Annotated in this window: 19 protein-coding genes and 1 pseudogene; 12 read left to right on the top strand and 8 right to left on the bottom strand. The window is 74.5% G+C overall.

Features of this window, described 5'->3' with window-relative positions:
• The first annotated feature begins 82 nt into the window (after positions 1 to 82).
• Entirely contained in the window at positions 83 to 1,441 is a 1,359-nt protein-coding gene (locus tag ABZ234_RS16940; protein WP_355012691.1) for a cellulase family glycosylhydrolase, read from the top strand.
• A gap of 78 nt (positions 1,442 to 1,519) precedes the next feature.
• On the top strand, positions 1,520 to 2,596 hold the full coding sequence (locus ABZ234_RS16935; RefSeq protein ID WP_355012690.1) for a lytic polysaccharide monooxygenase: 1,077 nt from the start codon (positions 1,520 to 1,522) through the stop codon (positions 2,594 to 2,596).
• A gap of 210 nt (positions 2,597 to 2,806) precedes the next feature.
• Here ABZ234_RS16935 and ABZ234_RS16930 read toward each other — a convergent pair whose 3' ends face one another.
• Complete coding sequence (locus ABZ234_RS16930; protein ID WP_267944608.1) at positions 2,807 to 3,400, bottom strand: flavin reductase family protein; 594 nt, start codon at positions 3,398 to 3,400, stop codon at positions 2,807 to 2,809.
• Positions 3,401 to 3,459: 59 nt separating this feature from the next.
• Between ABZ234_RS16930 and ABZ234_RS16925 the strand changes: the two genes are divergently transcribed.
• A complete protein-coding gene (locus tag ABZ234_RS16925; RefSeq protein ID WP_355012689.1) occupies positions 3,460 to 4,419 on the top strand; it encodes a threonine/serine dehydratase in 960 nt (319 codons plus the stop codon).
• 68 nt (positions 4,420 to 4,487) lie between these two features.
• On the opposite strand, the gene ABZ234_RS16920 is transcribed toward ABZ234_RS16925, so the two are convergent.
• The 4 genes from ABZ234_RS16920 to purB all read right to left on the bottom strand — a co-directional run bounded on the left by ABZ234_RS16920 (position 4,488) and on the right by purB (position 9,996).
• Complete coding sequence (locus ABZ234_RS16920) at positions 4,488 to 6,692, bottom strand: toll/interleukin-1 receptor domain-containing protein (RefSeq protein ID WP_355012688.1); 2,205 nt, start codon at positions 6,690 to 6,692, stop codon at positions 4,488 to 4,490.
• Positions 6,693 to 6,797: 105 nt separating this feature from the next.
• Positions 6,798 to 7,685: a DUF4231 domain-containing protein gene (locus ABZ234_RS16915; protein WP_355012687.1), complete on the bottom strand. Its 888-nt coding sequence runs from the start codon at positions 7,683 to 7,685 to the stop codon at positions 6,798 to 6,800.
• A 435-nt stretch (positions 7,686 to 8,120) separates the two neighbouring features.
• Complete coding sequence (locus tag ABZ234_RS16910; protein WP_355012686.1) at positions 8,121 to 8,363, bottom strand: histidine kinase; 243 nt, start codon at positions 8,361 to 8,363, stop codon at positions 8,121 to 8,123.
• Between the two features lie 202 nt (positions 8,364 to 8,565).
• A complete protein-coding gene (purB, locus tag ABZ234_RS16905) occupies positions 8,566 to 9,996 on the bottom strand; it encodes an adenylosuccinate lyase (RefSeq protein WP_344176005.1) in 1,431 nt (476 codons plus the stop codon).
• Positions 9,997 to 10,201: 205 nt separating this feature from the next.
• Between purB and ABZ234_RS16900 the strand changes: the two genes are divergently transcribed.
• From ABZ234_RS16900 to ABZ234_RS16890, 3 genes are all read left to right on the top strand, one after another.
• A complete protein-coding gene (locus ABZ234_RS16900; protein WP_355012685.1) occupies positions 10,202 to 11,593 on the top strand; it encodes a sensor histidine kinase in 1,392 nt (463 codons plus the stop codon).
• A complete protein-coding gene (locus ABZ234_RS16895; protein WP_267944603.1) occupies positions 11,560 to 12,249 on the top strand; it encodes a response regulator transcription factor in 690 nt (229 codons plus the stop codon). Before ABZ234_RS16900 ends, ABZ234_RS16895 begins: the two co-directional genes overlap by 34 nt.
• Before the next feature lie 185 nt (positions 12,250 to 12,434).
• Positions 12,435 to 13,364 (top strand): oxygenase MpaB family protein, encoded by a 930-nt coding sequence (locus tag ABZ234_RS16890; protein WP_355012684.1) that lies wholly within the window; start codon positions 12,435 to 12,437, stop codon positions 13,362 to 13,364.
• A gap of 177 nt (positions 13,365 to 13,541) precedes the next feature.
• On the opposite strand, the gene ABZ234_RS16885 is transcribed toward ABZ234_RS16890, so the two are convergent.
• Positions 13,542 to 14,639: an alanine--glyoxylate aminotransferase family protein gene (locus tag ABZ234_RS16885; RefSeq protein WP_267944601.1), complete on the bottom strand. Its 1,098-nt coding sequence runs from the start codon at positions 14,637 to 14,639 to the stop codon at positions 13,542 to 13,544.
• Positions 14,640 to 14,815: 176 nt separating this feature from the next.
• Here ABZ234_RS16885 and ABZ234_RS16880 point away from each other — a divergent pair, with 176 nt between their 5' ends.
• The 4 genes from ABZ234_RS16880 to ABZ234_RS16865 all read left to right on the top strand — a co-directional run bounded on the left by ABZ234_RS16880 (position 14,816) and on the right by ABZ234_RS16865 (position 18,902).
• Complete coding sequence (locus tag ABZ234_RS16880) at positions 14,816 to 15,115, top strand: DUF3099 domain-containing protein (RefSeq protein ID WP_355012683.1); 300 nt, start codon at positions 14,816 to 14,818, stop codon at positions 15,113 to 15,115.
• 186 nt (positions 15,116 to 15,301) lie between these two features.
• Complete coding sequence (locus ABZ234_RS16875) at positions 15,302 to 15,778, top strand: GNAT family N-acetyltransferase (protein WP_355012748.1); 477 nt, start codon at positions 15,302 to 15,304, stop codon at positions 15,776 to 15,778.
• 226 nt (positions 15,779 to 16,004) lie between these two features.
• Positions 16,005 to 17,495 (top strand): aminopeptidase P family protein, encoded by a 1,491-nt coding sequence (locus tag ABZ234_RS16870; protein ID WP_267944599.1) that lies wholly within the window; start codon positions 16,005 to 16,007, stop codon positions 17,493 to 17,495.
• 249 nt (positions 17,496 to 17,744) lie between these two features.
• Positions 17,745 to 18,902 (top strand): glycerol dehydrogenase, encoded by a 1,158-nt coding sequence (locus ABZ234_RS16865; protein ID WP_355012682.1) that lies wholly within the window; start codon positions 17,745 to 17,747, stop codon positions 18,900 to 18,902.
• A gap of 160 nt (positions 18,903 to 19,062) precedes the next feature.
• On the opposite strand, the gene ABZ234_RS16860 is transcribed toward ABZ234_RS16865, so the two are convergent.
• Complete coding sequence (locus tag ABZ234_RS16860) at positions 19,063 to 20,109, bottom strand: aminoglycoside phosphotransferase family protein (RefSeq protein WP_355012681.1); 1,047 nt, start codon at positions 20,107 to 20,109, stop codon at positions 19,063 to 19,065.
• A gap of 810 nt (positions 20,110 to 20,919) precedes the next feature.
• On the opposite strand from ABZ234_RS16860, the gene ABZ234_RS16855 reads away from it, so the two are divergent.
• Complete coding sequence (locus ABZ234_RS16855; RefSeq protein WP_355012680.1) at positions 20,920 to 22,560, top strand: BCCT family transporter; 1,641 nt, start codon at positions 20,920 to 20,922, stop codon at positions 22,558 to 22,560.
• A gap of 320 nt (positions 22,561 to 22,880) precedes the next feature.
• Positions 22,881 to 24,344 carry an MDR family MFS transporter gene (locus ABZ234_RS16850; protein ID WP_344176020.1) on the top strand — a complete coding sequence of 488 codons (1,464 nt, stop codon included), beginning with the start codon at positions 22,881 to 22,883 and terminating at the stop codon, positions 24,342 to 24,344.
• Here the strand turns inward: ABZ234_RS16850 and ABZ234_RS16845 are convergent.
• Positions 24,341 to 25,164, bottom strand: a pseudogene (locus ABZ234_RS16845) (IS5 family transposase). The gene ABZ234_RS16850 and the pseudogene ABZ234_RS16845 sit on opposite strands and share 4 nt — an antisense overlap.
• Positions 25,165 to 25,451: the final 287 nt, after the last annotated feature.

Raw genomic sequence — 25,451 nt, 5'->3', positions numbered from 1 at the left:
CCACCGACCGCCACCGGCCCGCCCCTCCTCGGGCCGGTGGCACCCGGACCCCTCCGCGACACCCCCCACCACTGGAGACCCCATGGCCACACGCCTGCTCATCGCCCTCGGGGCGGTCCTCAGCCTCGTCACCGCCCTCCTCGTCCACACCGCCCCGGCCCACGCCGACACCGGGTTCCGGGTCAGCGACGGCCGACTCGTCGACGCCGCCGGGAACGACTTCGTCATCCGGGGCGTCAGCCACGCCCACACCTGGTACCCCCAGGAGACCGGCGCCCTCGCCGACATCAAGTCCCTGGGCGCCAACACCGTCCGCGTCGTCCTCAGCAGCGGGCAGCGCTGGACCGAGAACAGCGCCGCCGACGTCGCCGCCGTCGTGGCCGACTGCAAGGCCAACCGGCTGATCTGCATGCTGGAGGTGCACGACACCACCGGCTACGGCGACCAGGACGGGGCGGCCACCCTGGACCAGGCCGTCGACTACTGGCTGCGCGTCCAGGACGCCGTCGAGGGGGAGGAGGACCACGTCCTCGTCAACATCGGCAACGAGCCCTTCGGCAACGACGCCGCCACCAACCAGAACTGGGCCTCCGCCACCGGCGAGGCGATCAACCGGCTGCGCGACGCCGGGTTCGACCACACCCTGGTCGTGGACGCGCCCAACTGGGGCCAGGACTGGTCGGGGACCATGCGCGACAACGCCCAGGGCGTCTTCGACGCGGACCCCGACGCCAACACGGTGTTCTCCGTCCACATGTACGGGGTCTACCAGCAGGAGTCCACGGTGGTCTCCTATCTGGAGCACTTCACCGACGCCGGCCTGCCGCTGATCGTCGGGGAGTTCGGCATCGACCACAGCGACGGCAACCCCGACGAGGACGCCATCATGGCCCACACCGAGCGCCTGGGCCTGGGCTACATCGGCTGGTCCTGGAGCGGCAACGGTTCCCCCGTGGAGTACCTCGACATGGTCGAGGGGTTCGACGTCGACAGCCTCACCCCCTGGGGCGAGCGCATCTTCCACGGTCCCGACGGCATCGCCGAGACCTCCGTCGAGGCCCCGGTCTACGGAGGCCCGGGCGAGCCCACCGACCCGCCGACCGAGGAGCCCACCGACCCGCCCACGGAACAGCCCACCGACCCGGCCGGGGACTGCCGGGCCGAGTACCGCGTCACCAACCGGTGGCACGACGGATTCCAGGGCGAGGTGACCGTCACCGCCGCGACCGACATCACCGGCTGGACCGTCACCTGGACCGCCGGCGCGGGCGAGGCCGTGGGCCACGCCTGGAACGCCACCGTCTCCAGCAGCGGATCCGCCGTCACCGCCGTGAACGCCCCCTACAACGGAGCGCTCGACGCGGGCGAGTCCACCTCGTTCGGCTTCACCGGCACCCACGGCGGCACCCTCTCCGCTCCCGCACTCTCCTGCTCCGCCTGACCCGTACAGGGTCGGAACAGAACCCCGGCCGCGCCGCCCCGCGCGGCCGGGCCTCCCCCACAGAGATAGGAGTGGCCCATGAGGTCACGCAACGCCATCGCCCTGGCAGCGGCGCTCGGCGGGCTCGCCGTCGGCACCGCCGTCGTCGTCCTGCCCGACTCCGCCGAGGCCCACGGAGCGTTCACCTACCCGGCCAGCCGCACCTACGCCTGCTTCCAGGACGCCACCGGCGGCACCGGCGGCGGCGCGCTCCGGCCCACCAACGAGGCCTGCGCCGACGCCCTGGCCGAGGGCGGCGACTACCCGTTCTGGAACTGGTTCGGCAACCTCATCAGCGACGCCGACGGCCGCCACCAGGAGGTCGTGGCCGACGGCGAGCTGTGCGGCCCCACCGACAGGTTCGCGGCCTTCAACGCGGCCCGCACCGACTGGCCCACCACGGCCCTGGAGCCGAACACCACCGTGGAGTTCCGGCACAACGCCTGGGCCCCGCACCCCGGGGTCTTCCGCACCTACGTCACCGAGGACGGCTTCGACCCCGAGCAGGCGCTGAACTGGGACGACCTGGAACTCGTCGACGAGGTGACGGACCCGCCGCTGCGCAGCGGCGGCGACGCCGGAGCCGAGTACTACTGGGACGTGGACCTGCCGGACAGGGAGGGGCGCCACATCGTCTACGTGGTGTGGGAGCGCTCCGACAGCCCCGAGGCGTTCTACAACTGCTCCGACGTGGTCTTCGGCGAGGACCCGGGCACCGGCCCCGGACCGGACCCGGACCCCTCCCCGGACCCGGATCCCTCCCCGGACCCGGACCCCACGGAGGAGCCGACGCCCGGCCCCACCGACCCGCCCGGTGACCACTGCACGGCCGAGTACACCGTCACCAACCAGTGGTCCAACGGCTTCCAGGTGGACGTCGAGGTCACCGCGGGGGAGGAGGGCGTCGACGGCTGGATGGTCGACTGGGTGTTCGCCAACCGCCAGGAGATCTCCAGCGTCTGGAACGCCACCCTCGTCAACCACGGCGCGCACTTCGAGGCCCGCAACTCCGCCCACAACGGGCAGCTCGATCCCGGGGAGTCCACCAGCTTCGGGTTCACCGCCACCCACCCGGGCGTGAACATCGAGCCCCTCGTGGCCTGCCACGAGGACTGACCGGCCCCGCCCGCGACCGCGGGCCCGGACCGCCGCGCTCCGACCCGCGCGGGGCGCCGGCGTGCGAAACGCCGAACACCGGCCGCAGCACGCCGCGCCCCGAACCGCTCCCGGGCCGGAGCGCGGACCGGCCCCTCGCGCCGGCGGCCCGGGCGGAGCCGCCGGCCCCGGAACCGGCTCTTCCGGGGCCGGTCGCCTCCGCGCCCGCCCTCAGGGGCGGTAGGGGAGGCGGTCCACCGCCCGCACCTCGCCCAGCGTCGACCACTCGTTGCGGCCCAGCCGCGCCAACGGGCGCATCAGCTCCACGTCCGGGTGCCCGTCCGCGAGCACGTCCTCGCGCACGGCCACACGCACGACCCTTCCGAACACCACCGTGGAGTCTCCCAGCCCCAGCGTCGAGTGCAGGGTGCACTCCAGCGCCACCGGGGACCCCGCCACCCGCGGCGGACGCACCGACACGCTCGCCTCGCGCCCGATCCCCAGGGCCTCGAACTCGTCGACCTCCGGCGGGTAGGGGGTGCCGCTGGCGTTGACCTGGTCCCACATCGCCTCCGGGGCCAGGTTCACCACGAACTCGCCGGTCTCCTCCGCGTTGCGCAGCGAGTCCTTGCGCCGCACCGACGTGAACTGCACGATCGGGGGCTCGGTGCAGGAGATCGTGAAGAACGAGTGCGGCGCCAGGTTGTCCACGCCGTCGCCGGACGTGGTGGAGACCCACGCGATGGGGCGCGGCACCACCACGGAGGTCATCAGCTGGTAGAACGCCCGTCCGGGCAGGTCGTCTGGGGTCCATTCGGTACGCATCGGCTCCGATTATGCAGCCTCGGCCGTGTGCCGGCGCAGCCGACGGGCATACACGGCGCATGGAACTGGTCACCGCCGACGACGTCCGCGCCGCAGCCACCCGCCTCCAGGGCCACGTGGTCCGCACGCCCCTGACGGCAGGTCCCCCGGGTACGGACTTCCTCCTCAAACCCGAGAGCCTCCAGCCCACGGGCGCCTTCAAGATCCGGGGCGCCACCAACGCCGTCGCCCTGCTCGGCCCGGGGCAGCGCCGTTCCGGCGTGGTCACGCACTCCTCCGGCAACCACGGACAGGCCCTCGCCCTCGCCGCCGCCCGGCACGGGGCACCCTGCACCGTCGTGGTCCCCGAGGGGGCGCCCGAGGTCAAGGTCGACCGGATACGCGCTCTCGGGGCCCGCGTCGTCATGGCGCCGCCCCGGGAGCGGGAGGCGGTCGCCGGGGAACTGGCCCGGACCGAGGGGCTCGCGCTGATCCCGCCCTTCGACGACCCGGACGTCATCGCCGGGCAGGGCACCGTCGGCCTGGAGATCCTGGAGCAGTCGCCCGAGGTGACCACCGTCGTCGTCCCCGTGGGCGGGGGAGGGCTGGCCTCCGGGGTGTCCACCGCGGCCTGGACCGTCCACCCGCGCCGCGTCCGCGTCATCGGCGTCGAACCCGAGCTCGCCGCCGACGCGGCCGAGAGCCTGAGCGTGGGACACCCCGTCACCTGGCCGCCCGAGCGCACCGGCCGCACCATGGCCGACGGCGTCCGCGTGGGCCTCTCCGAGCGCACGTTCGCGCACCTCGCCGCCAGACTCGACGGGATCGTCACCGTCACCGAGGACGAGATCGCCCGCGCCGTCGGCGTGCTGGCCCACGGCGCCCGCGTCGTCGCCGAGCCCAGCGGGGCCCTGGCGGCCGCGGCCCTCCTCGCCGGCCGGATCGACACCGTCCCCGGGCGGCCCGAGGCGACCGTGGCGGTGGTGTCGGGCGGCAACGCCGATCCCGGCCTCTTCGCCCGCCTGGTGGCACAGGGCTGAGGGCGGTGCCTCCGGATCGGTGCACGCCGCCCGATGGCGTGGGCTGACGTCTCCCCGCGCTCCCGCGCCTACATGTACGCCACGGCGTACTCGACCATGAGGCTCACGAGGATCCCGTACGCGGCGAACACGGGCCAGAAACCGACCGGGAACCCCCGGCGCGGGAGGAGACGGGAGGGGTCGGCGGTTCCGGGCCCGGGCAGGAGCCACGGTTCCTTGACGAGGACGTAGAAGGCCGCGAGGGCCAGGGCGAGGCAGAGGGAGGGGACGAGGGCCGGAATCACGAACGAGACCACCCCGGAGGGTCCGCTGAGCGCCAGGATCCGCTCCACGGGCGCGTGCTCCCACCCCTCCGGCACCGCCGGGGAGCGGTCAGCGGGTATCCACAGGACCGAGGCCGCCACCGCCGACCACAGGAGCATCAGCGCCGACAGGAGCCCGGCGCTCCCGAGGAAGCGCGCGGAGGAGGCGCGCCGTCGGGCGACCCGGATCCCCAGGCGCGCGAAGAGCACCGTCACCAGCACCGCGACCGCGAGCAGCAGCGTGCTCTGGACCTCCAGAGGCCGGAGTACGACGGCCACCAGGGAGAACCCGGGGAAGAAGGCGGGGACGTCGACGCACAGGCGCACGCAGTAGCGCACCATCGTCGGCGCGCGGAAGCGGTGGGTGATGACCGGCGTCGTCGGCAGCCCCCGGTCCGTGCGCACGGCCCCGGAGGACCGCAGGTCCGTGACGAGCTGGAGCAGGGTGTCCGCGCGCCGCTCGCGAAAGTCCAACCACTGCTGGCGGCGCAGCGGCCCGGCGTCGGGAGGCAGGGCCATGGTGTCGACCAGGACGCAGACCGCGCGGGGCCCGAACCGCCCTACCTCCCGCGTCGTCTCCTCCCAGGACGCCTGGGAGGAGACGAGCACGAGGACCCACCGGGCCTCGTCCGGACCGGCGTACGTGCCCGCCTGCCGGAACGCCCACGCCAGATGGTCCGCGACCACCGCGTCCGCCGGCGCCGTGCGCACCACAGCGAACGTCGCCGCCGCGTCCCCCTCCGCATGCGGAGGGGGCGCGGCCCCACCGAGCAGGTGGGTCCACCGGACGACGAAGGACCGGTCCAGGCGGGAGGGCGCGGCGGTGGAGGGCAGGGAGGAGTCCACGGCCCACATGCCGCGGAGGTCCTTCCACACGGTGGACACCTGCCGGTGCGTGGGACGTCTCCGGGTGACCTGTGCGCGGTAGAAGTCGGGGCTCGTCCCGGTGGGCGACCACAGGTGCAGCGTCCGGGAGCTCCCCGCCACGGCCGCGCCGACCGCCGAGCAGGCGATCACCCCCGCGGCCGGTGCCCTCAGGGCCTCCGCGGCCTCGGTGACGGGGGCGGGCACGGGGTGGATGAGCTCGGAGAGGGCGGGGTCGCCCATGGCCCCGTACTCGAGGTACAGCACCACCCCGGTGAGGAGGAGCGTGCCGACGGCGGTGCTCGCGAGGAGGCCCAGGACCAGCACGACACGGCTGCTCCCGCGTCTTAGCACGCCCACGCCCGGGACGAGGACATAGGGGGTCAGGGACAGGGCGAGGGCCGTCACACCCACGAGGACGAACATCAGCATCGTCCACTGGTTGCCGCGCATCACGTCCAGCGCGCTTCCGCGGGCGGACCAGTGCACGGCGTCGTCGAAGGGGTTCCAGGCCAGGCGCACGAGCGCTGTGTCCAGGACCACCAGCGCCGCCACCAGCCACACCAAGAAGACCGACGTGAGGAGTGACAGCGCCACGACGGCGGCGATCGGCGCGGGAAGGCGTGCCGGCAGCCCCCGGCGGCGGGGAGGGGGCGCCGTCGCCCCCGTGGCTCCCCGCTCGATCTGCCCTCCCAGCGTGAGGGCGCGGGTGAGGAACCGTGTGCGCAGGTCGTGGACCGGGCACGCGGACAGTTCATGGGGAAGCTCCACCGCCTCGACGACCGCGACGTGGACGTGGATCCCCCGCTCCAGCGCCCGCGTCCATTCGTGGCGCACGAACTCCGAGGCGAGGGAGGAGGGCGAGGCCAGGAGCAGCAGGCAGTCGGCGTCCTCCAGGCCGGCGTCCAGGGCGGCGGCCCAGTCCGTGCCCGGCCGCAGGCGCTCGACGTCGAACCACGGATCCAGCCCGGCCCGGCTCCGCAGCGCCGCGGTCATCGCCTCGGCGAAGTAGAACTCCCGGCGCGAGTAGCTGACGAACACCCTCCTGGGACGCTCCGGCGTCCCTGCTGCCCGCGGCTTCTCAGGGACGGGGTCGTGCTCGGTCATGCCGGGGTCCTCCTCCGGTCACTCTGTCGTCCAAGGTCCCCCGGTACGGCCGCGCGGTCCCGCCCGGGCACGGCGCCGACCCGGGGAGCCGGCGTCCGCGGCGCCTCATCCCCCTCCGCGAGAGGCGCGCCACAGCGTGTGCTCCCGGGAGATGGCCTCCTCGGCGTCGGACACGAAGCGCGCCCACTCCTGTTCCGTGACCTCCTGTTCCGCGCGCGCCCGGATCAGGGCGATCTCGTGGCTGGCGATGCCGTACGCCGTCGCCAGGCCCTGGTGCTGCTTGGTCTGGACCCAGGCCGCCCCCGCCGCCACCACCGCGGCGGCGAACCCCAGGAGGTCGACCTCCACCAGCCCGGCGGCCCGTGCGATCCCCAGGGCGAGCCCGACGAGCTCCAACGAGGCCAGGCCCACCGACCAGAGGGTGGAGCGCCCGGCGTTCCACCGGGACTTGTCCGCGTACCACGCGCGCTGGTCGTCGAGCCGTTCCCGCAGGTACAGGTCGCGTCGGTCGGCGAGGGGGAGGGCCCGGGCGCGCCGCATGGCGCAGGTGATCTCGTCCGTGGAACCCTCGGCTGGCACGAGCGAGGCGGGGTCCACGTCGGAGGCGATGTCACGGAAGCGGTCCAGCAGCCGTGTGTCCGCCCGGTCGGCGTCGACCTCGCCGAGCCCCAGCGGCGCTCCTCCCACCATGTATCTCCAGGTCAGCGTCTTGGCCGACTCCGCGACGGCGCGCCCCGTGTACCACAGCCGGTCGGGGCGGTCCTTGAGGCGGTAGACCTCGGTGACGAGGGCCGTGCCGAAAGCCACCGCCGCGAGCACGGCGGCGGCGTCGCCGGCCCACCCCTGCAGACTGAGCATTCCGAACCCGGCCGCGGCGACCAGCGAGGCGAGCTGGACCCGGGTGATGAGCAGGAGTCGGCGCTGCCCGGACAGGGAGTTGGTGTCGGCGGCGCGCAACAGCGCCGGCAGGTCCTCGTACCGCACACGTCCCACGAGGCGGCCCCCTTCCCGGTGATGCCGTGCGCCGGGCGCGCCGGATCCCTGGGCGCGGCCGCACGCGGTTCCCCGGACCGGGCGGTCGGGGCGGACGAGGGAATCTCTCGGACAGAAGGGGGCGGCACAGGGCTGAGGAGAGCGCCTCAGGCTCGGCGTACGCCGCCCGGTGGGCAGGTCCCCGGGCTGCCGGGCACGGCCCTGCCCCTCCGCCGGCCGTCGGCGTTCGTGTGGGCGGCCCACCGCCCGGGCTGCAGGGCCGAGGCCGACGGCCTGCTCGTGTCGTCGGTGATCACGGCGTTTGGCCGGGCCCGGCCCGGTACCGGCGCGCGCGTCCACGACGGGCCCGGCGGCCGAGCGCGGGGAGGCGGAGCGCTGCGCGGTCACGGTCTCCGCGGGCGGGCACCGGACGTCCCGCGGGAGGTGCTGCTGCGGTCAGCGGCGTTCGGCGGCGTCGCGGTCGGGGACGCCGCCCGCGGTCGCGCCCGCCTGCGGCGCCTGGGCGGCGGGGGAGGCGGAACGGGAGCCCGGGCCGGTCGCCGGGGTGTTCCGGGCGGCTCGGTCCTCGCGGCGGCGCATGGCCATGTCGGACACGGCGGCCAGTCCCAGCGCGACGACGAGCGCGGCGACGATCAGCAGGGTCCACAGGGCGGTGCCGAAGGAGGAGGGGTCGGTCACGGGGGCTCCGGGGGTTCGCGGGCGGTCTGGTCCCCTCACCGTAATAGGCGTTAACTTTCGGACCCAGTGTTAGCACGAGTGAACTGCGTCATACACGGCCCCGGGCGGGCGAGGGCCCAGGACACACGGAGGGCCCGGGACGGCGCCCCTGTCCCGGGCCCGGCGGTCGGCCCCGCGGCGACGCGTCGCGGGGCCGGAACGGCTACAGGATCGAACCGGGGGAGTAGGCGGCGGCCTCCGGGCGCTCCGCCACGATCCCGTCGATCCGCGCCACCACGGAGGCGACCTGGTCGGCCGCGGCCCCCGTGAAGGTGATCCGGTCCTCGAGCAGCTCCTCCAGCGCGGCACGGTCCAGCGGGAAGCGCTCGTCAGCGCCCAGCCGCTCCAGGAGCCGGTTGCCCGCGCCCTCCTGGCGCATCGCCAGGGCCGCACCCACCGCGTGCTCCTTGATCAGCTCGTGGGCGGTCTCCCGGCCCACGCCCGCGCGCACGGCCGCCATCAGCATCTTGGTCGTGGCCAGGAACGGCAGGTACCGGTCCAGCTCGGCGGAGACCACAGCGGGGAAGGCGCCGAACTCGTCCAGCACCGTCAGCATCGTCTCGACCAGGCCGTCGAAGGCGAAGAACGCGTCCGGCAGCGCCACCCTGCGCACTACCGAGCACGACACGTCGCCCTCGTTCCACTGGTCCCCGGCCAGCTCGCCGGCCATCGACGCGTAACCGCGCAGGACCACGGTCAGCCCGTTGACCCGCTCGCACGAACGCGTGTTCATCTTGTGGGGCATGGCCGACGAGCCGACCTGGCCCTCGGCGAACCCCTCGGTCACCAGCTCGTGCCCGGCCATCAGCCGGATCGTCTTGGCCAGCGAGGACGGGCCCGCCGCCAGCTGCACCAGCGCCGTCAGCACCTCGAAGTCCAGCGAACGGGGGTACACCTGCCCCACGCTCGTGAACCGGTGCGCGAAGCCCAGGTGCCCGGCCACCTCGTCCTCCAGGGCGGCCAGCGCCCCGCGGTCGCCGCCCAGCAGGTCCAGCATGTCCTGCGCGGTGCCCACCGGCCCCTTGATCCCGCGCAGCGGGTAGCGGGCGATCAGCTCCTCCAGCCGGCCGTGGGCGACCAGCACCTCGTCGGCGATCGACGCGAACCGCTTGCCCAGGGTCGTGGCCTGCGCCGCCACGTTGTGGGAGCGGCCCGCCATCACCGTCCCGCCGTACTCGGCCGACAGCCGTCCGAGCCGGGCCAGCAGCGCCACCACGCGGTCGCGCACCAGCAGCAGGCTGTCGCGCACCTGCAGCTGCTCGACGTTCTCGGTCAGGTCGCGCGAGGTCATGCCCTTGTGCACGTGCTCGTGGCCGGCGAGGGCGTTGAACTCCTCGATCCGGGCCTTCACGTCGTGCCGGGTGACCCGCTCGCGCTCCGCGATCGAGGCCAGGTCGACCTGCTCCAGGACCTTCTCGTAGTCCTGGACGACGCCGTCGGGGACGTCGACGCCCAGACGCGACTGGGCCCGCAGCACGGCCAGCCACAGCCGCCGCTCGGAGACCACCTTGTACTCGGGGGACCACAGCCGGGCCAGCTCCGCCGAGGCGTAGCGGGCAGCCAGGACATCGGGGATCAGAGGTTTCGCGCTCACGTCGCCCCACCCTACCGTCCTGAGCTGCGCCGCCCGCCCCGGCCTCGGCCCGTCCGTGCTCCACGGGTGGGGAAGCGCGGTGGGAGGAGGCCCGGTGGACGCGGGCCCGGAGAAGGGGGGACACGCCCCGGGTGGGCCCTGCCCCACCCCCGGCCCGGGGGCGGGGCCGATTCCGGCCCCCGCGCCCGCTGCCTACGGTGGGGGCATGACCACGCCGCCCCGCATGACGAAGGCGCAGCCGAGGACACTCCTGGCCGCCCTGCTGAGCCCCCGCTTCCTCCTCACCGCCTGGCCCTGGCGCGCCCTGGCCCACTCCGCGAACACCGTGTTCGTCGGCCTGGCGGTGGCCGTGGTCGCCATGCCCGTCTACCTGCCGTGGACGCTCGTCGGGGGGATGCTCCTGAGGAGGCCGTGGGACACCCTCTCCACCGGCCCCGTGGCGGCCGGGTTCCTGGGCGGCCTGGCCATGGTCCTGGTCTTCGCGCCGCTCATCGCCCTTCCCCTGGGGGTGCTGGAGCGCAGGCGCCTCGTGTTCATCACGCGGGGGCCCTTCCCCAGCGGCCACCGGGTACCGGAACCCGGCCTGTGGGCCTGGGCCCGCACCCGCCTGACGGAAGGGGCGACCTGGCGGGAGATCGCCTACTCGGTGCTCCTGGTCCCCGTCGCACTCCTGGTCTGCCTGGTCCTGGGCTCCCTGATCAGCGCGGCGGCGGTCTTCGCCACGGGCCCGCTCCTCGCCCAGGAGTCCCGGGGCGGCCAGGTCTCCCTGGGCTTCGTCACGATCACCTCCTCCGCGGAGGCCGTGCCCTACATGCTCCTCGCCCCGGTCATCCTCGTCGTGCTGCTCTACGCCTCGGCGGTCCTCGCCCAGACGCACCTCGCCATCGCCCGCGCCCTGCTCGTGGGGCCGCCCAAGGACGAGCTCCGCGCCGAGCTCAGCCAGGTCACCGAGTCCCGCGCCCGGCTGGTCAACGCCTTCGAGTACGAGCGCAGGCGCATCGAGCGCGACCTGCACGACGGAGCCCAGCAGAGGCTCGTCGCCCTGTCCGTGGACCTGGGTCTGGCCCGTCTGGACCTGGAGGAGGGCAGTGAGGCCGACCGGCGCGTGGCCGCCGCCCAGGCCAACGCCGACGAGCTCATCGACGAACTCCGCGAACTCGTGCGGGGCATCCACCCCAGGGTCCTCACCGACCGCGGCCTGCCCGCCGCACTGGAGGAGCTGGCCGACCGCTGCCCCGTCCCCACGCGCGTGGAGGCCGCGGTCCCGGTCCGCCTGCCCGCCCACGTCGAGGGCACCGCCTACTTCGTGGTCGCCGAGGCGCTCACCAACGTGGCCAAGCACGCCGGGGCGGCGGCGGTGACCGTGCGCGCCTGCGTCCTGCCCGGGACGGGCGGTTCCCCGGACACCCTCGTGGTGGAGGTCGCGGACGACGGCGCGGGCGGGGCCGAACCGGGGCAGGGCTCCGGCCTCACCGGGCTCACGGACCGGGTGGCCGTCATGGGCGGCACAATGGAGCTGTCCAGCCCCCAGGGCGGACCGACCCGAATCCGAGTGGAGCTGCCGTGCGGACCGATTCCCCCGACCCCGCTGACCTGACCCCCGTGCCGACCGTCCTCGCCGAGGACGGCGTGCTGCTCAGGGAGGGCCTGGCCGGGGTCCTGGAGCGCTTCGGCTTCCCCGTCGCCGCCGCGGTCGGGGACGGGGAGGCGCTCCTGGCCGCGGTCGCCGAGCACCGCCCCGGCCTCGTCGTCACGGACATCCGCATGCCCCCCGGCTTCACCGACGAGGGGCTGCGCGCCGCGGTCCGGCTGCGCGCCGAGCACCCCGGGCTCGCGGTGGTGGCCCTGAGCCAGTACGTGGAGCTGAGCTACGCCTCCGACCTGCTGGACTCGGGGGACGGCCGGGGCGTCGGCTACCTGCTCAAACAGCGTGTGGGGGACGTGCGGGAGTTCGCGTCCGTGCTCCGGCGCGTGGTGGACGGGGCGACCTTCGTCGACCCCGAGGTGGTCCGCCAGCTGCTGCGCCGCCGGTCCGACCCGCTGGAACGCCTCACCCCCCGGGAGCGCGAGGTGCTCGCGCTGATGGCGGAGGGGCACTCCAACGGGGCCATCGCCCGCAGGCTCGTGGTCAGCGACGCCGCCGTCGGCAAGCACGTGGGCAACATCCTGGCCAAGCTGGACCTGCCCCTGGACGAGGACGTCCACCGCCGGGTCCAGGCGGTCCTGGCCTACCTGCGGGGGCGCTCCGCCTGAACGGCGGGCGGGCCGGGCCCCGCGAACGGTTCGGCCGGCCCTCCCCTCCGGAGCGCCGCGCACGCACCCCACCGGCCGGGACGGCGTCCGAGGGGGGCCGGGGGTGGCGCCCGGACCCCGGACGTATCGTGGGACCACCGCCCGCCACAAGGCGCGAACCCCCCGCGCAGCCCGGAGGAGAACGGATGCAGCCCACCGCCGCCGCCCCGGAGAGCGTCACCTGGAAGATCCACCTGGACCGGTCGATGTGGGTGGCGGGCGTGCGCGCCCTCATGCTCCAGGCGCTCCACCCCGTGGCCATGCAGGGGGTGTGGCAGCGCTCGGACTTCCGCTCCGACCCGACCGGACGCCTGCTCCGCACCGCCCACTTCGTGGCCGTCACCACCTACGGCAGCCCCACCGAGGCCGAGGCCCTCGGCGCGCACATCCGCCGCGTGCACCGCGCGCTGTCCTTCACCGACCCGGCCACCGGACGCCTGCACCGGGTGGACCAGCGCGACCTGCTCGTGTGGGTGCACTGCGCGGAGATCTCCTCCTACCTGGAGACCGCCCACCGCGCCGGAGTGCCGCTGACGGCGGAGGAGGGGGACCGCTACGTGGACGAGCAGTCGCGCACCGCCGCCTACGTCGGCCTCTCCCGCGACGACGTGCCCCGCGACCTCGCCGGGATGCGCCGCTACCTCGCCGCGGTCCGGCCCTCCCTGCGCGCCACCCCCGAGGCCCGGCAGGCGGTGCGGTTCCTGCTGTGGCCCAAGGTGCCCGAGCGCCTGGCATGGCTGACCCCGCTCAAACCCCTGTGGTTCCCCGTCGGCGCGCTGTCCTACGCCACCCTGCCCGCGTGGGCGCGTCGCGCCTACGGGATGCTGCCGGACCCGCCGGGGAGCGACGCCCTCGCCACCACCGCACTGCGGGGGCTGCGGGCAGGGCTGGAGCTGGTGCCGGAGCGGTACTACAACCTCGTCTTCGACGAGGCCACCGTGCGCAGCGCCGACGAGGCGAGGAAGCGCCTGCTGGCCGCGGGGTACGAGGTCGAGAACGGGTTCCGGGCGCTGCGCGCCCGCACGCGCTTCCGGGCGCCGGCCGTGCCGGCGCCCCGCGACCCCGCCGAGGTCTGAGGCCCGGTCGCGAGCGGGCCCGCCCCCGGCGCCGCGGGCCGGTACGCGTCGTGGTCCGGCACACGCCCGACGGGGTACGGCCTCCGGCGGGGGGACTTCGCGCGGAGAGGACGGGACGGCCCGTGGGCGGCCCCGCCCGAGCCGCGGGGGCTTCCGGGCCGGCTGCGGGCCGTGCCCCTACCTGTCCAGGACCCGGCGGAGCGCGGCGAGCACCACCTCGGCGCGGTCCAACCGGGCATTGTGGCCCATGAGGCCGATCCGCCACACGGACGCCGCGTAGCGGCCCACGCCCGCGCCGATCTCCAGGCCGTACTCGTCGAGCAGTCGCATCCGGACCTTGGCCGAGTCCACGCCCTCGGGGACGAGCACCGACGTGAGCTGCGCCAGCCTGTGCCCCTCGGCGGCGAACAGCTCGAGCCCCATGTCCACCAGGCCCTCGCGCAGGCGGGCCCCGGCCGCGCGGTGGCGCTCGGCCACCGCTTCCGGGCCCTCGGCCTCGATGCGTGCGAGCGCGGCGTCCAGGGACGCGATCATCGCCGTCGGCGCGGTGTGGTGGTAGGCGCGTCCGCCGGGGCCGCCGCGCACGTAGGCGCCCAGGAGCCCCAGGTCGGCGTACCACACGGGCGGGGTCGTGACCCTGCGCTCCCAGGCGCGCTCGGAGAAGGTGAACGGGGCCAGCCCCGGTGCGACGCCCAGGCACTTCTGGGTGCCGGAGTAGGCGATGTCGACCTTCCACGCGTCCAGCTCCAGGGGCATGCCGCCCAGGGAGGTCACGCAGTCGGCGAGCAGGAGGGTGTCGTCGGAGCGCTCGCGCAGGGCGCGGCCCAGGGCGCCGACGTCGCTGACCACGCCGGTCGAGGTCTCGGCGTGCACCACGGCGACCAGCCTCGGGGAGGGGTGGGCGTCCAGCACGCGCCGCACGTCCACGGGCTGTCCCCACTCGTGGTCGACCCGTACGACATCGGCTCCGTAGCGGCGGGCGACCTCGCACATGCGCTCGCCGAAGAGGCCGTTGACCGCGACGACCACCACGTCGCCCGCGGAGACCGTGTTGGCGAAGGCCGTCTCCATGCCCAGGGAGCCGGTTCCCGACAGGGGCAGCGTCAACGGGTTCCCGGTGCCCCACAGGGCCCGGAGCCGGTCGCAGGTGCGTTCGAGCACGGCGATGAACTCGGGGTCGAGGTGACCGAGGAGGGGCGCGGCGAGCCCCAGGGTCGCCTCCGGATAGGGGTTGCTCGGGCCGGGGCCGAGCAGGATGCGGTCCGTCAGTGGCATGCGCACACACTAGCGGGGCGTGTGCGCCGGACGCGTGACGGGGAGCGGGGGGAGGTCCGCCCCGCGGCGGCGGTGCGGACGGCGGGGCCCGGCCCCCGGGCGGGTCCCCCGGGGCCCGCGGCCCGGGCCGCGGGTGCAGGTAGCGTGGATGTCAGCGCCGGTGAGGGGGTTCCCCGATGAGACGCAGAGTGCGGCAGTACGGGATCCTCATGGGCCTCTGCCTCGTCCTCTTCGCCGGTTCGCTGCCCGTCTACTACGTGTTCGGCACGGGGTGGGCGGTGGCCATGTGTGCGGTGGCGTCGGTCCTCCCACCGGTCGCGGCCACCCTGGGCAACCTCGCCGACCCGGCCGACCCGCAGGACCGCGGCGCCCGTTTCGGGCCCAACGCCGACCCGGGCGGCGGGAGCGGCGACGGCCCCGACCGCGGGGACCCCGGCGACGGTGGCGGTCCCGGCCGCGCCCCGGGCCCTTCGTAGCCCCGCGGCCCCGGGCCGGCCGACCCCCTTCGGCGGGAGCGGCGGTCCCGCACGTAGTATTCCGGCGGGGTCGGGCACCGTGCGCCCGGACGGCCGCCGCGACTCCCGGACGACAGGGGAGGGGAAGCGGTGACGCACACCAGCACCGAGGACGCCGGGGCGGGCGGCAGCACCGGAGGGGTGCGCATGCTGCGGGTGCTCCACGACGACCCCCGGGTGGCGGGGCTGCTCGCGGGCCTGCTGGAGGAGTACACCGAGCGCTACGGCGCCGAGGGCGCCGCGAAGGAGCTCGCCCGGTACCCGGTGTCCGAGTTCGTCGCCCCCCACGGCCGCATCGTCCTGGCCGAGTCGGACGGGGAGGTCGTCGCCGGGGGCGCGATCCGTCCCTACAAGAAGGACCGCGCGTTCATGGCCGACACCGCCGAGTTCAAGCGGATCTGGACCTCGGGCCGCCACCGCCGCCGCGGGCTCGGACGAAGGGTGATGGCCGCACTGGAGGAGGCCGCCCGGGACCTCGGCTACACCAGGGTCCTGCTCTTCACCGGCCCCTCCCAGCCCGAGGCCGTCGCCCTGTACGAGGGCATCGGCTACCGGTGGGTCGACCCGGCCGAATTCGACGAGCTGCCGTACTCCTCCGCGATCCCCTTCGCGCACGAGCTGTGAGCCCGGCCCCTCCGCCACACGGGCCGCCCGACCTGCGGCGATCCGGTTCCGCGGGGTCGGCTCCGGGCACAGCGGGCGCCCCACGGGCGTTATGGGGGCCGCTATGCCCGTCGGCCGGTCGCCCGTACGGTACCCCCCGTACGATGGGCGGCAACGGCCGTCACCAGCGGTCACCGAGGGCCGTCACCCGCGGCCCCTACGACGGATCCGACAGGAGAGTCACGACGTGAGCGAGCAGCAGCGCCCCGGAGCCCAGACGGACGCACCCGTGTTCAGTCCACGCAAGAACGGGCAGGCGCAGTCGGTCTCCGACGAGCTCGCCGCGTGGATGAGCACCGGGTGGGCCGACACCGAGCTGCGGGACCTGAAGCCGGTCGAGCAGGCCGGGCACACCGCCCGCCGCCGCGCGGCCCTCAGCGCCGCCTTCCCCGGCGAGCGCCTCGTCGTCCCGGCCGGACAGCTGCTCACCCGCTCCAACGACACCGAGTACCCGTTCCGGGCCGCCACCGCCTACGCGTACCTCACCGGGGACACCTCCGACGGCGGCTGCCTGGTGTTCTCCCCGGACTCCGACGGCGGCCACGACGTGGTCCTGTACCTCAAGCCCCGCTCCAACCGCGAGAACGGCGAGTTCTGGCTGGGCGGCTACGGCGAGCTGTGGACCGGCCGCCGCCACAGCCTGGACGAGGCCGCCGCCCTGCTCGGCGTGCCCACCGCCGACGTGACCGGCCTGACCGAGGCCCTGCGCTCCGACGCGGTGACCACCCGGATCGTGCGCGGCCACGACGCCGCCCTCGACGCCCTGGTGGACGGACTGCGCGCCGACGCCGACGAGGACTCCCGCGCCGGGTCCGCCCGGCTCGACGAGGAACTGGCCGTGACGCTGGACGACCACCGCCTGGTCAAGGACGAGTGGGAGGTCGCCCAGCTCCAGCTGGCGGTGGACGCCACCGTCCGCGGTTTCGAGGACGTCGTCCGGGCGCTGCCGCAGGCCAAGGACACCTCCGAGCGGTTCGTCGAGGGCACGTTCTTCCTGCGCGCCCGGGTCGAGGGCAACGACGTCGGCTACGGCACCATCGCCGCCTCCGGCGCCAACGCCACCACCCTGCACTGGACCCGCAACGACGGGCCGGTGCGCGAGGGCGACCTGCTGCTCCTGGACGCGGGTGTGGAGACCACCACCCTGTACACGGCCGACGTCACCCGCACGATGCCGGTGTCGGGCACCTTCACCGACCTCCAGCGCAAGGTGTACGACCTGGTCTTCGCCGCGCAGGAGGCGGGGATCGCCGCCGTCGCCCCGGGACGGCCGTTCACGGCCTTCCACGAGGCGTCCCAGCGCGTGCTCGCCGAGGGCCTGGTCGAGTGGGGCCTGCTGGAGGGACCGGTCGAGAGGGTCCTGGAACTGGGCCTCCAGCGCCGGTACACGCTGCACGGCACCGGCCACATGCTCGGCATGGACGTGCACGACTGCGCGGTGTCCCGCCAGGAGGTGCACCTGTACGGCGACCTCGAGCCGGGCATGGTGCTCACGGTCGAGCCCGGCCTGTACTTCCAGCCCGACGACCTGACCGTCCCCGAGGAACTGCGCGGCATCGGCGTGCGCATCGAGGACGACGTGCTGGTCACCGAGGAGGGCCGCACCGTGATGTCGGCCGGCCTGCCCCGCTCCTCCGCCGACGTCGAGGCCTGGCTGGCCGAGCGCCTGCCGCGCTGACCCCGCCGAGCCGTACGCGCACGGGCCGTCTCCCCTTCCGGGAGGCGGCCCGTCGCCGTCAGGGCGCCGCGACGTCGGACGACGGATCCGGGACGGGGACGCCGAGCCGCGTGTGGGACGCCCGCCGCCGAACCCCCGGGTTTGCCCAAGGACGGGTGATGCTTCGCACCCCGGGGTTTGCGTCGCCGTGTGAACGGTGAGCAGGGGGAGAAGGACAGGACACACCGAGCAAGAGGAGGTTCTCCTCTCATGGGAGACGACAACCAGGGCCCCACGCTGCGGATCTTCGCCTCGCCGGGGCGCTACGTCCAGGGACGCGGCGCCCTGGCCCGGTTGGGCGAGCTGGTCGCCGACCACGGATCGCGGCCGCTCGTCCTGGCCGACGACGTCGTCCGCGGCCTGACCGAACAGGTCGTCACCGACTCCTTCCGCGAGGCGGGGCTGCCCCTCGTCTTCGAGCGGTTCGGGGGCGTCCCGACCCGGGCGGAGGCCGCGCGCGTCGCCTCGGTGATCGGGGACGGCGGCCACGACGTCGTCATCGGCCTCGGCGGGGGGACGGCGATCGACACGGCCAAGGCCGCGGGCGACGACTCGGGGGTCCCGTGGGTGAGCGCGGCGACGGTCGCGTCGACGGACGCCCCCACGTCGGCGCTGTCCGTCGTCTACACCGAGTCCGGCGCGTTCGAGTCGTACCGCTTCTACGACCGCAACCCGGCCCTGGTCGTGGTGGACACGCAGCTGGTCGCCGAGGCTCCCACCCGGTTCCTCGCCGCGGGGGTCGGCGACGCGCTCGCCACGTGGATCGAGGCGCGGGCCGTGCGCGACGCGCACAGCCACAACATGGTGGGCGGCCTCCCGACCCGCTCGGGGACCACGCTCGCGCGCCTGTCCTGGGACATCCTGTGGGAGTCGGCCCTCCCCGCGCTGGAGGCGGTCGACCGGAACCTGGTGACCCCCGCCGTCGAGGCGGTGGTGGAGGCCAACACCCTCCTGTCCGGCCTCGGCTTCGAGTCCGGCGGGCTGGCCGCCGCGCACGCGGTCCACGACGGCCTGACCGCGGTGGACCAGACGCACCACCTGGCGCACGGGGAGAAGGTCAACATCGGCTCCCTCACGCAGCTGCTCCTGGAGGGCGCCCCGACCTCGGAGGTGGACGCGTTCGCGGAGTTCACGGCCCGCGTCGGCCTGCCCACCACGCTCACCGAGGCGGGGCTGGGCGACGCCGACGACGCCACGCTCGACCGGGTGGTGGCCGCGGCGACCGCGCCGGAGGAGACCATCCACAACCTGCCCTTCGCCTTCACCCCCAGGGACGTGCGCGACGCGCTGCGCGCCGTCGAGGGGGTCGGCCGCCGCGCACGCGCGCGGGCGGGCCTCGGGGAGCCGTCCGTGCCGGACCACGGCTGACCGCCGCCCCGCCCCGGCCCGGGGCGAGGATCCGCCCTGCCGGGCCCGTGCTCCGGGGGCAGCGGCTCCGGCGGCCCGGCCCGGCGGGGCGCCCCCGCCCGGGGCCCCGCGACCGTGCGGGAAGGGGGCCGCGGGCGGCGCCCGCGCCGGAGGGCCCGCCTCAGGAGGCCGGTCCGGCGAGCTCCGCCAGTTCGGCCTCCAGGAGCGGTCCCAGGAACCCCCTGGTGCGGGCCGCGTCTGCGGGGGCGCGACCGCGCGGCGTGGGCTCGACGAACATGATCAGGTACAGGTACGTCCGGTAGAGGGCGAGCCGGCGGAGCAGGCCGGGGGAGAAGTCGAGGACGCCGCCCGTGTCGCGGTACCCCGTGAGGAAGTCGGCGTCGTCCCGGATGTCGCCGAACAGGGCCAGGGAGACCAGGTCCGCCGCGGGGTCGCCCCAGAACGCGCGCTCGGCGTCGATGATCCCGGTGAGGCGCGGTTCGCGGTCGGGGCCCCCGTCCGCGCCGGGCCGCGACGCCAGGACGTTGCCGTCCCACAGGTCGAAGTGCGTGAGGGCGGGGGTGCGGACCGGTGCGAGGTGGACGAGGTTCGCGGACACCAGCCGCACGACCTCGGCGCCGCCCCCGGGCAGGGGCACGGAGAAGCGCCGCGCGTCCGCCACGACCGCCTCGACCATGGCGCGGAAGGCCTCCGGCCAGGTGTCTGCCCGCAGCCCCGCGGACCCCGCCGGATAGCCGAAGGCGTCGCCGGTGACCGTGTGCAGGGCCGCCACGGCACGGCCCAGGTCCCGGCGGGCGGCGGAGGACCGCACGGGCGCCTCGCCGGACCGCAGGTCCTCCAGGGTCTCCCCGGGCAGGTGGTCGAGGAACAGGTACTCCCGGCCCGGTTCTCCGGGGACCCGCCCGGAGGCCAGGACGCGAGGGACGAGCCCGCCCAGCAGCGGACGGGCCCTGGCGTAGACCAGGGCCTCCGTGGCCAGGAGGCCCTGCTCATAGGTCAGGCGGGGGCGGTCGGCGGGCGGCGCGACCTTGAGGACCGACCTCCGGCCGTCGCGCAGGACCACGGAGCGGACCGTGTTGTAGGTGCCGCCGGGCAGGGCGGTGTGCCCGCGCACCCGCGCCCCGCGCCCGAAGGCGGAGCCGACGAGGGCGTCGAGGGCGGGGTCTGCGGGAAAGGGGCGGTCGGCTGCGGGGGGCTGCACGCACATGGGCCCAACCTAGCCGTACCGGCCACGGAGGCCGGTGACGACCTCCCCGCCCGACACACGGCAAGAGGGCCTCCGGGATCGGTGCGGACCGCGACATCCGCACCGACGCGCCGGAAGGCCGTCGACGCCCCTCACCACCCACGCCCATGCCACCCTCACACCCGCCGGACGCCGCAGCCGCCCGAGGGGCGCGGGGCGGCCGCGCGCCCCGCACCCTGTCGGCGCCGGTTCCCGTCGGCCCGCCGACACCGCCCGCCCCGGCCCGGAAGACCACGCCCCCGGTCCGGGCCGCCCCGTGTGCGTCCCCGGCCCGGTCGGGAAGCCGCCGTGGCGGGCGCCCCCGGAACGGCCGCGTGCTCCGAGGACGGGAGTTCCGGTCCGGACGTGCCGGGGCCGGGCGGCCCCCGAGGCGTTCCCGGGACACGGGTGCGTTATCTCACGGGCGCCCCGGAGCCCCCGCACAGGCGTCATCGCGGCCGGACGTGGCCTCCCTCACGGGAGAAGCACGTCCCGTCCCTGGTTGACTGGTCCGCGCTGCACGGGCCGGAGGCGTGCCAGGGGGCCGTAACGCACCGCCGCCCCACCCCTCCGCCCCGTCCACAGTCCGCGTACGTCGCCGAAGCGGCCCGGGACGACCGTCTCCGGGCGGACCCGCGCCGCCCGACGGCGTCCGGCTCCGCGTTTCGCCGGACGGCGCGCCCCGTAGCGGGCGCCGTCCGACCGGCCTGCCGCCGACCGGGGCGGACCCTTCCACGCCGACCGTCGACAATGCCGGTCGGCAGTTTCCCACCGAGGAGCATCCCCTTCTCCATGTTCTCCACCCTGCGCACACGTGTGTCCGCGTCAGGAAACCGTCCCGACCTCTGGGTCATGGGCGTCACCTGCGTGCTCCTGATCGCCTTCGTGGTGACGGCCCTGGCCTCACCCGGGGCGGTCGGCGCCGCCGTCGACGCCGCCTTCGCCTGGTCCGCACAATGGTTCGGCGCGTACTGGCAGGTCCTGCTCCTCGCCATGCTCGCCGTCGCCGCCGTCCTCGCGTTCTCCCGCTACGGCAGGGTCCGCATGGGCGGCATGCCCGCACCCGAGTTCGGCATGTTCCGGTGGGTCGCGATGGTCATGACCACCCTGCTCGCCGCGGGCGGGGTGTTCTGGGCCGCCGCCGAGCCCATCGCCCACTACACCGCAGCGCCGCCGGCGTACGCCGACCAGGCCGGAGGCATGGAGGGGGCCGCGGTCGCGCTGGCCCAGAGCTTCGTGCACTGGGGCTTCCCCGCCTGGGCCATCGGAGGGTCCCTGGCCACCCTGGTCATGATGCGGGGTGTCGAGAAGGGCATGCCGCTGCGCCCCCGGACACTGCTGTGGCCGGTCATGGGCGAGCGTGTGCGCACCCACTGGATCGGCGCGGTCGTCGACATCAGCTGCGTGGTCGCGGTCGTCGCCGGGACCGTCGGACCGATCGGCTTCCTCGGTCTCCAGGTGTCCTACATCGGGGGCCAACTGTTCGGGCTGCCCGACGGGTACGGCACCCAGGCAGCCATCATCGCGGGGCTGACCGTCGTGGGCGCCGTGTCGGCGGCGAGCGGCCTCAACCGGGGCATCCAGCTGCTGAGCAAGGCCAACGTCTGGGCGGCCCTCGCGCTGATCCTGGCCATCGTCGGACTCGGCTCCGTGCCCTTCGTCGTCGACCTCTACCTCCAGGCGATGTCGGTCCACGTCCGCGAGTTCGTGCCGATGGCGCTCTTCCGCGGCGACCAGGAGTGGCTGGGCTACTGGACCGTCTTCTTCTTCGGCTGGTTCCTGGGCTACGGGCCGATGATGGCGATCTTCATCGCCCGCATCTCCCGGGGCCGCACCGTGCGCCAGATCTTCGTGGGGGCCACGGTCGCCCCGGCCGTGGTGACCACCGTCTGGTTCACCGCGCTGGGCGGCACCGGCATCTTCCTGGAGCAGCAGAACCCCGGAGCCGTCTCCGGCGCCTACGAGGCGGACGGGCTCCCCGCCGCCGCCCTGGCCATCGTCGAGGCGCTGCCGATGAGCGCGTTCCTGGGGGTGCTCATGGTGGTGGTGACGCTGATCTTCTTCGCCTCCACCCTGGACGCGATGTCCTACGCGATCGCCTCGTCGAGCATGCACGAGGGCACGCCGCCCGGGTACTTCCGGGCGTTCTGGTGCTTCGGCATGGGCGCCGCCGCCATCGCGCTCCTCCTGGTCGGGGACGGCGGCGTGCAGGCGCTCCAGTCCTTCATCGTGGTCACCGCGGTCCCGGTGGGGCTGATCATGCTCCCGACGCTGTGGACGACTCCGCGCCTGCTCCGGACCATGGCCGTCGAACAGGGGATCGTCGCCGACCCCGCCTCCCCGGACACGCGGGACGGGGGAGCGCAGCCGGACACGGGGGACGGCGCCCCCTCGGCGGAGGGCGACCGGGTCGCGGCGGGCGGCGCCCGGTAGCCGCGGCGCCGTCGGCGGCGCGGGCGGGTACACCCGTCAGGGACCCCGCCCGCGCCGTGGACGGGCTCCGTGCAAGCCTTCCGGGCAGCCGGTTCCCGGCACGCGGCACGGCCTCCGAAGGTTCCCGGACGATCCATGATCTGGAACACAGAAGTAAATGGGCCCCGTCCCGTAGGATCGGGAATGTCCCGGTCCCATGGGAGGTTGGTGTACCTCTGGGCGGGTCCGAACACGTCCCCCGCGGACCCCGTTCCTTTCCACGACACGACCACCCACACGACGACGCGAGGACACCAGTGACCGGGCAGCACAATCCATCAGTGGCCGAGGAGAACTCGGCCGGCAGTAGCGGCGGAGCGGAGCCGCGCACCGCCGACCGCCTCGTCATCCCGCTGCTCCTCGTCTCGGCGTTCGTCGTGATTCTGAACGAGACGATCATGGGAGTGGCGCTTCCCGCGCTCAACAGGGACCTCGGGATCTCCGTCTCCACCGGGCAGTGGCTGACCTCGGCGTTCATGCTCGTGATGGCCGTGGTCATCCCGGCCACCGGGTTCCTGCTCCAGCGGTTCCACCTCCGCCAGGTGTTCATGGCGGCCATGACGCTGTTCAGCATCGGCACGCTGATCTGCTTCCTCGCGCCCGGGTTCGGGCTCCTCCTGGCGGGCCGTGTCGTCCAGGCCGTCGGCACGGCGATCATGATGCCGCTGCTCATGACGACCGTGCTGAACCTCGTGCCGCCGGACCGCCGCGGCCGCACCATGGGCAACATCTCCATCGTCATGGCGGTCGCCCCCGCGGTCGGCCCCACACTCGCCGGCTTCATCCTCAGCGCCCTGGACTGGCGCTGGATGTTCGGCCTCGTCCTGCCCATTGCCCTCCTCGGCCTGGTCCTCGGCTCGCTGTTCATCCGCAACGTCACCGAGCCCCGCCACGCCAGCATCGACCTCCTCTCGGTCCTGGTGTCGGCGTTCGCGTTCGGCGGCCTCGTCTACGGGTTCTCCAGCCTCGGCGAGGGCCACGCCACCGCGATCGTGCCCCCGTGGGTCGCGATCGGCGGCGGCGCCGTGGCACTGGTGCTGTTCGTGTGGCGGCAGCTGCGCCTCCAGCGCGGCGACCGCGCCCTGCTCGACCTGCGCGTGTTCCGCTCGCGTCAGTTCTCGATCTCGATCGGCCTCGTCGCGGTCAGCTTCATGGCGCTGTTCGGCACGCTCATCCTGCTGCCGCTCTACATGCAGAACGTCCTCCAGCACGACACGCTCGTCACCGGCCTGACCCTGCTGCCGGGCGGCCTGACGATGGGCCTGCTCGCCCCGGTGGTCGGCCGCCTCTACGACCGGTTCGGCCCGCGCCCGCTGGTCATCCCGGGCGCGGCGGTCGTCTCGCTGGTGCTCTGGACGATGACGCTGTTCGGCACCGAGACACCGCTGGGCTTCGTGGTCGCCACGCACGTCCTGCTGAGCGCCGGACTGGGCTTCATGTTCACCCCGCTGCTCACCGGCGCGCTCGGGTCGCTCAAGCCCGAGCTCTACTCGCACGGCAGCGCCGTGGTCGGCACGGTGCAGCAGGTCGCGGGCGCGGCGGGCACCGCCACGTTCATCGCGGTCATGTCCGCCAGCTCGGCGAGCCTGCTCACCGACGGCCTCCCCGAGATCAGCGCCCAGGCCGGCGGCATCCACGTCGCCTTCCTCCTCGGGGCCACGATCTCGGTCCTGGCCTTCGCGGCGACCTTCTTCGTGCGCCGCGTCGAGTCGGGCACCTCGGAGGGCGCTCCGATCGCCCACTAGGCACTGTTTTTTAGACGGGTGAGGTCTCGGAGCCAGATCCGGATCGAGGCCACCAACACGGTCCCGTCGAAGATCGTGGCCCGCTTGTCGTAGCGGGTCGCGACCGCCCGGTTCTGCTTGAGCAGGTTGATACACCGCTCCACGGTGTTGCGGCCCCGGTAGGCCTCCCGGTCGAAGACCGGGGGCCTACCGCCAGCCGATCCCTTACGGCGGCGGTTCTCACGCTGGTCCTTGGGCTGGGCGATGGTCGCCTTGATCTTGCGACGCCTGAGGTGATCCCGGTTCGCCCGGCTGGAGTAGGCCTTGTCGCCCAGCACACGGTCCGGGCGGGTCCGGGGCCTGCCCACCCGGCGGGGCAACCGCAACGCGGCCATCAACGGCTCGAACATCACACTGTCCCCGCGCTGGCCAGGGCTGGTTGCCAGCACCAGGGGCCGCCGATGCTGATCGGCGAGTAGGTGGAGTTTGGTGGTCAGCCCGCCCCGGGAGCGTCCCAGGGCCTCAGCCCCGTCCGGTTCGTCCCGCGCTATCTCCCCTTTTTCGCCGCTCCGGCGGCGTGCTGGTGGGCCCGCACCGTGGTGGAGTCGATCCCCACGATGAGTTCCTCACCGCTGTCGGCGTCGATGCGCAGCCGGTCGGCGATGCGTTGCCAGGTGCCATCGAGGGACCAGCGGCGGTGACGGCCCGCGACGGTTTCCCAGGGGCCGTAGCGTTCGGGCAGGTCCCGCCAGGGGATGCCGGTGCGGGCGCGGAACAGGATGCCGTTGATGATGCGGCGGTGGTCGGCCCACTTCTTGCCCTTGCGCGGGTCGGCGGGCATGAGAGGGACGAGCAGGGCCCACTCGGCATCGGAGAGTTCATGACGTCCGGGCACGCCATCCACAGTGCCAGAACAGGCCCTGCCACACACCCACTTCTAAAAAACAGGCCCTAGGGCGTGGTCCGTGGGTGCTTTCGGTCGGCTCGGCGCTTGCGCCGATCACCGCGAGCCCGGAATGACCCGCGGACCACGGCCCAGGAACCTCGCGACGGCGACGGGGGCCCCCCCGGGGGGGCCGGGCCCGGCGCGCCCCCGGGGGGGGGGGGGGGGAGCACGCCCCCCCCCCC

Source organism: Nocardiopsis sp. NPDC006198 (assembly GCF_040613895.1).
Taxonomy (GTDB): Bacteria; Actinomycetota; Actinomycetes; order Streptosporangiales; family Streptosporangiaceae; genus Nocardiopsis; species Nocardiopsis tropica.
The sequence above is the reverse complement of the archived record's forward strand: the minus strand, read 5'-3'. Positions and strand labels throughout refer to the sequence as shown.

Excerpts from the sequence above, each read along its gene's own strand:
- ABZ234_RS16940 (WP_355012691.1), top strand. The coding sequence starts at position 83 with ATGGCCACACGCCTGCTCATCGCCCTCGGGGCGGTCCTCAGCCTCGTC.
- ABZ234_RS16935 (WP_355012690.1), top strand. The coding sequence starts at position 1,520 with ATGAGGTCACGCAACGCCATCGCCCTGGCAGCGGCGCTCGGCGGGCTC.
- ABZ234_RS16930 (WP_267944608.1), bottom strand. The coding sequence starts at position 3,400 with ATGCGTACCGAATGGACCCCAGACGACCTGCCCGGACGGGCGTTCTAC.
- ABZ234_RS16925 (WP_355012689.1), top strand. The coding sequence starts at position 3,460 with ATGGAACTGGTCACCGCCGACGACGTCCGCGCCGCAGCCACCCGCCTC.
- ABZ234_RS16920 (WP_355012688.1), bottom strand. The coding sequence starts at position 6,692 with ATGACCGAGCACGACCCCGTCCCTGAGAAGCCGCGGGCAGCAGGGACG.
- ABZ234_RS16900 (WP_355012685.1), top strand. The coding sequence starts at position 10,202 with ATGACCACGCCGCCCCGCATGACGAAGGCGCAGCCGAGGACACTCCTG.
- ABZ234_RS16890 (WP_355012684.1), top strand. The coding sequence starts at position 12,435 with ATGCAGCCCACCGCCGCCGCCCCGGAGAGCGTCACCTGGAAGATCCAC.
- ABZ234_RS16885 (WP_267944601.1), bottom strand. The coding sequence starts at position 14,639 with ATGCCACTGACGGACCGCATCCTGCTCGGCCCCGGCCCGAGCAACCCC.
- ABZ234_RS16880 (WP_355012683.1), top strand. The coding sequence starts at position 14,816 with ATGAGACGCAGAGTGCGGCAGTACGGGATCCTCATGGGCCTCTGCCTC.
- ABZ234_RS16875 (WP_355012748.1), top strand. The coding sequence starts at position 15,302 with ATGCTGCGGGTGCTCCACGACGACCCCCGGGTGGCGGGGCTGCTCGCG.
- ABZ234_RS16865 (WP_355012682.1), top strand. The coding sequence starts at position 17,745 with ATGGGAGACGACAACCAGGGCCCCACGCTGCGGATCTTCGCCTCGCCG.
- ABZ234_RS16860 (WP_355012681.1), bottom strand. The coding sequence starts at position 20,109 with ATGTGCGTGCAGCCCCCCGCAGCCGACCGCCCCTTTCCCGCAGACCCC.
- ABZ234_RS16855 (WP_355012680.1), top strand. The coding sequence starts at position 20,920 with ATGTTCTCCACCCTGCGCACACGTGTGTCCGCGTCAGGAAACCGTCCC.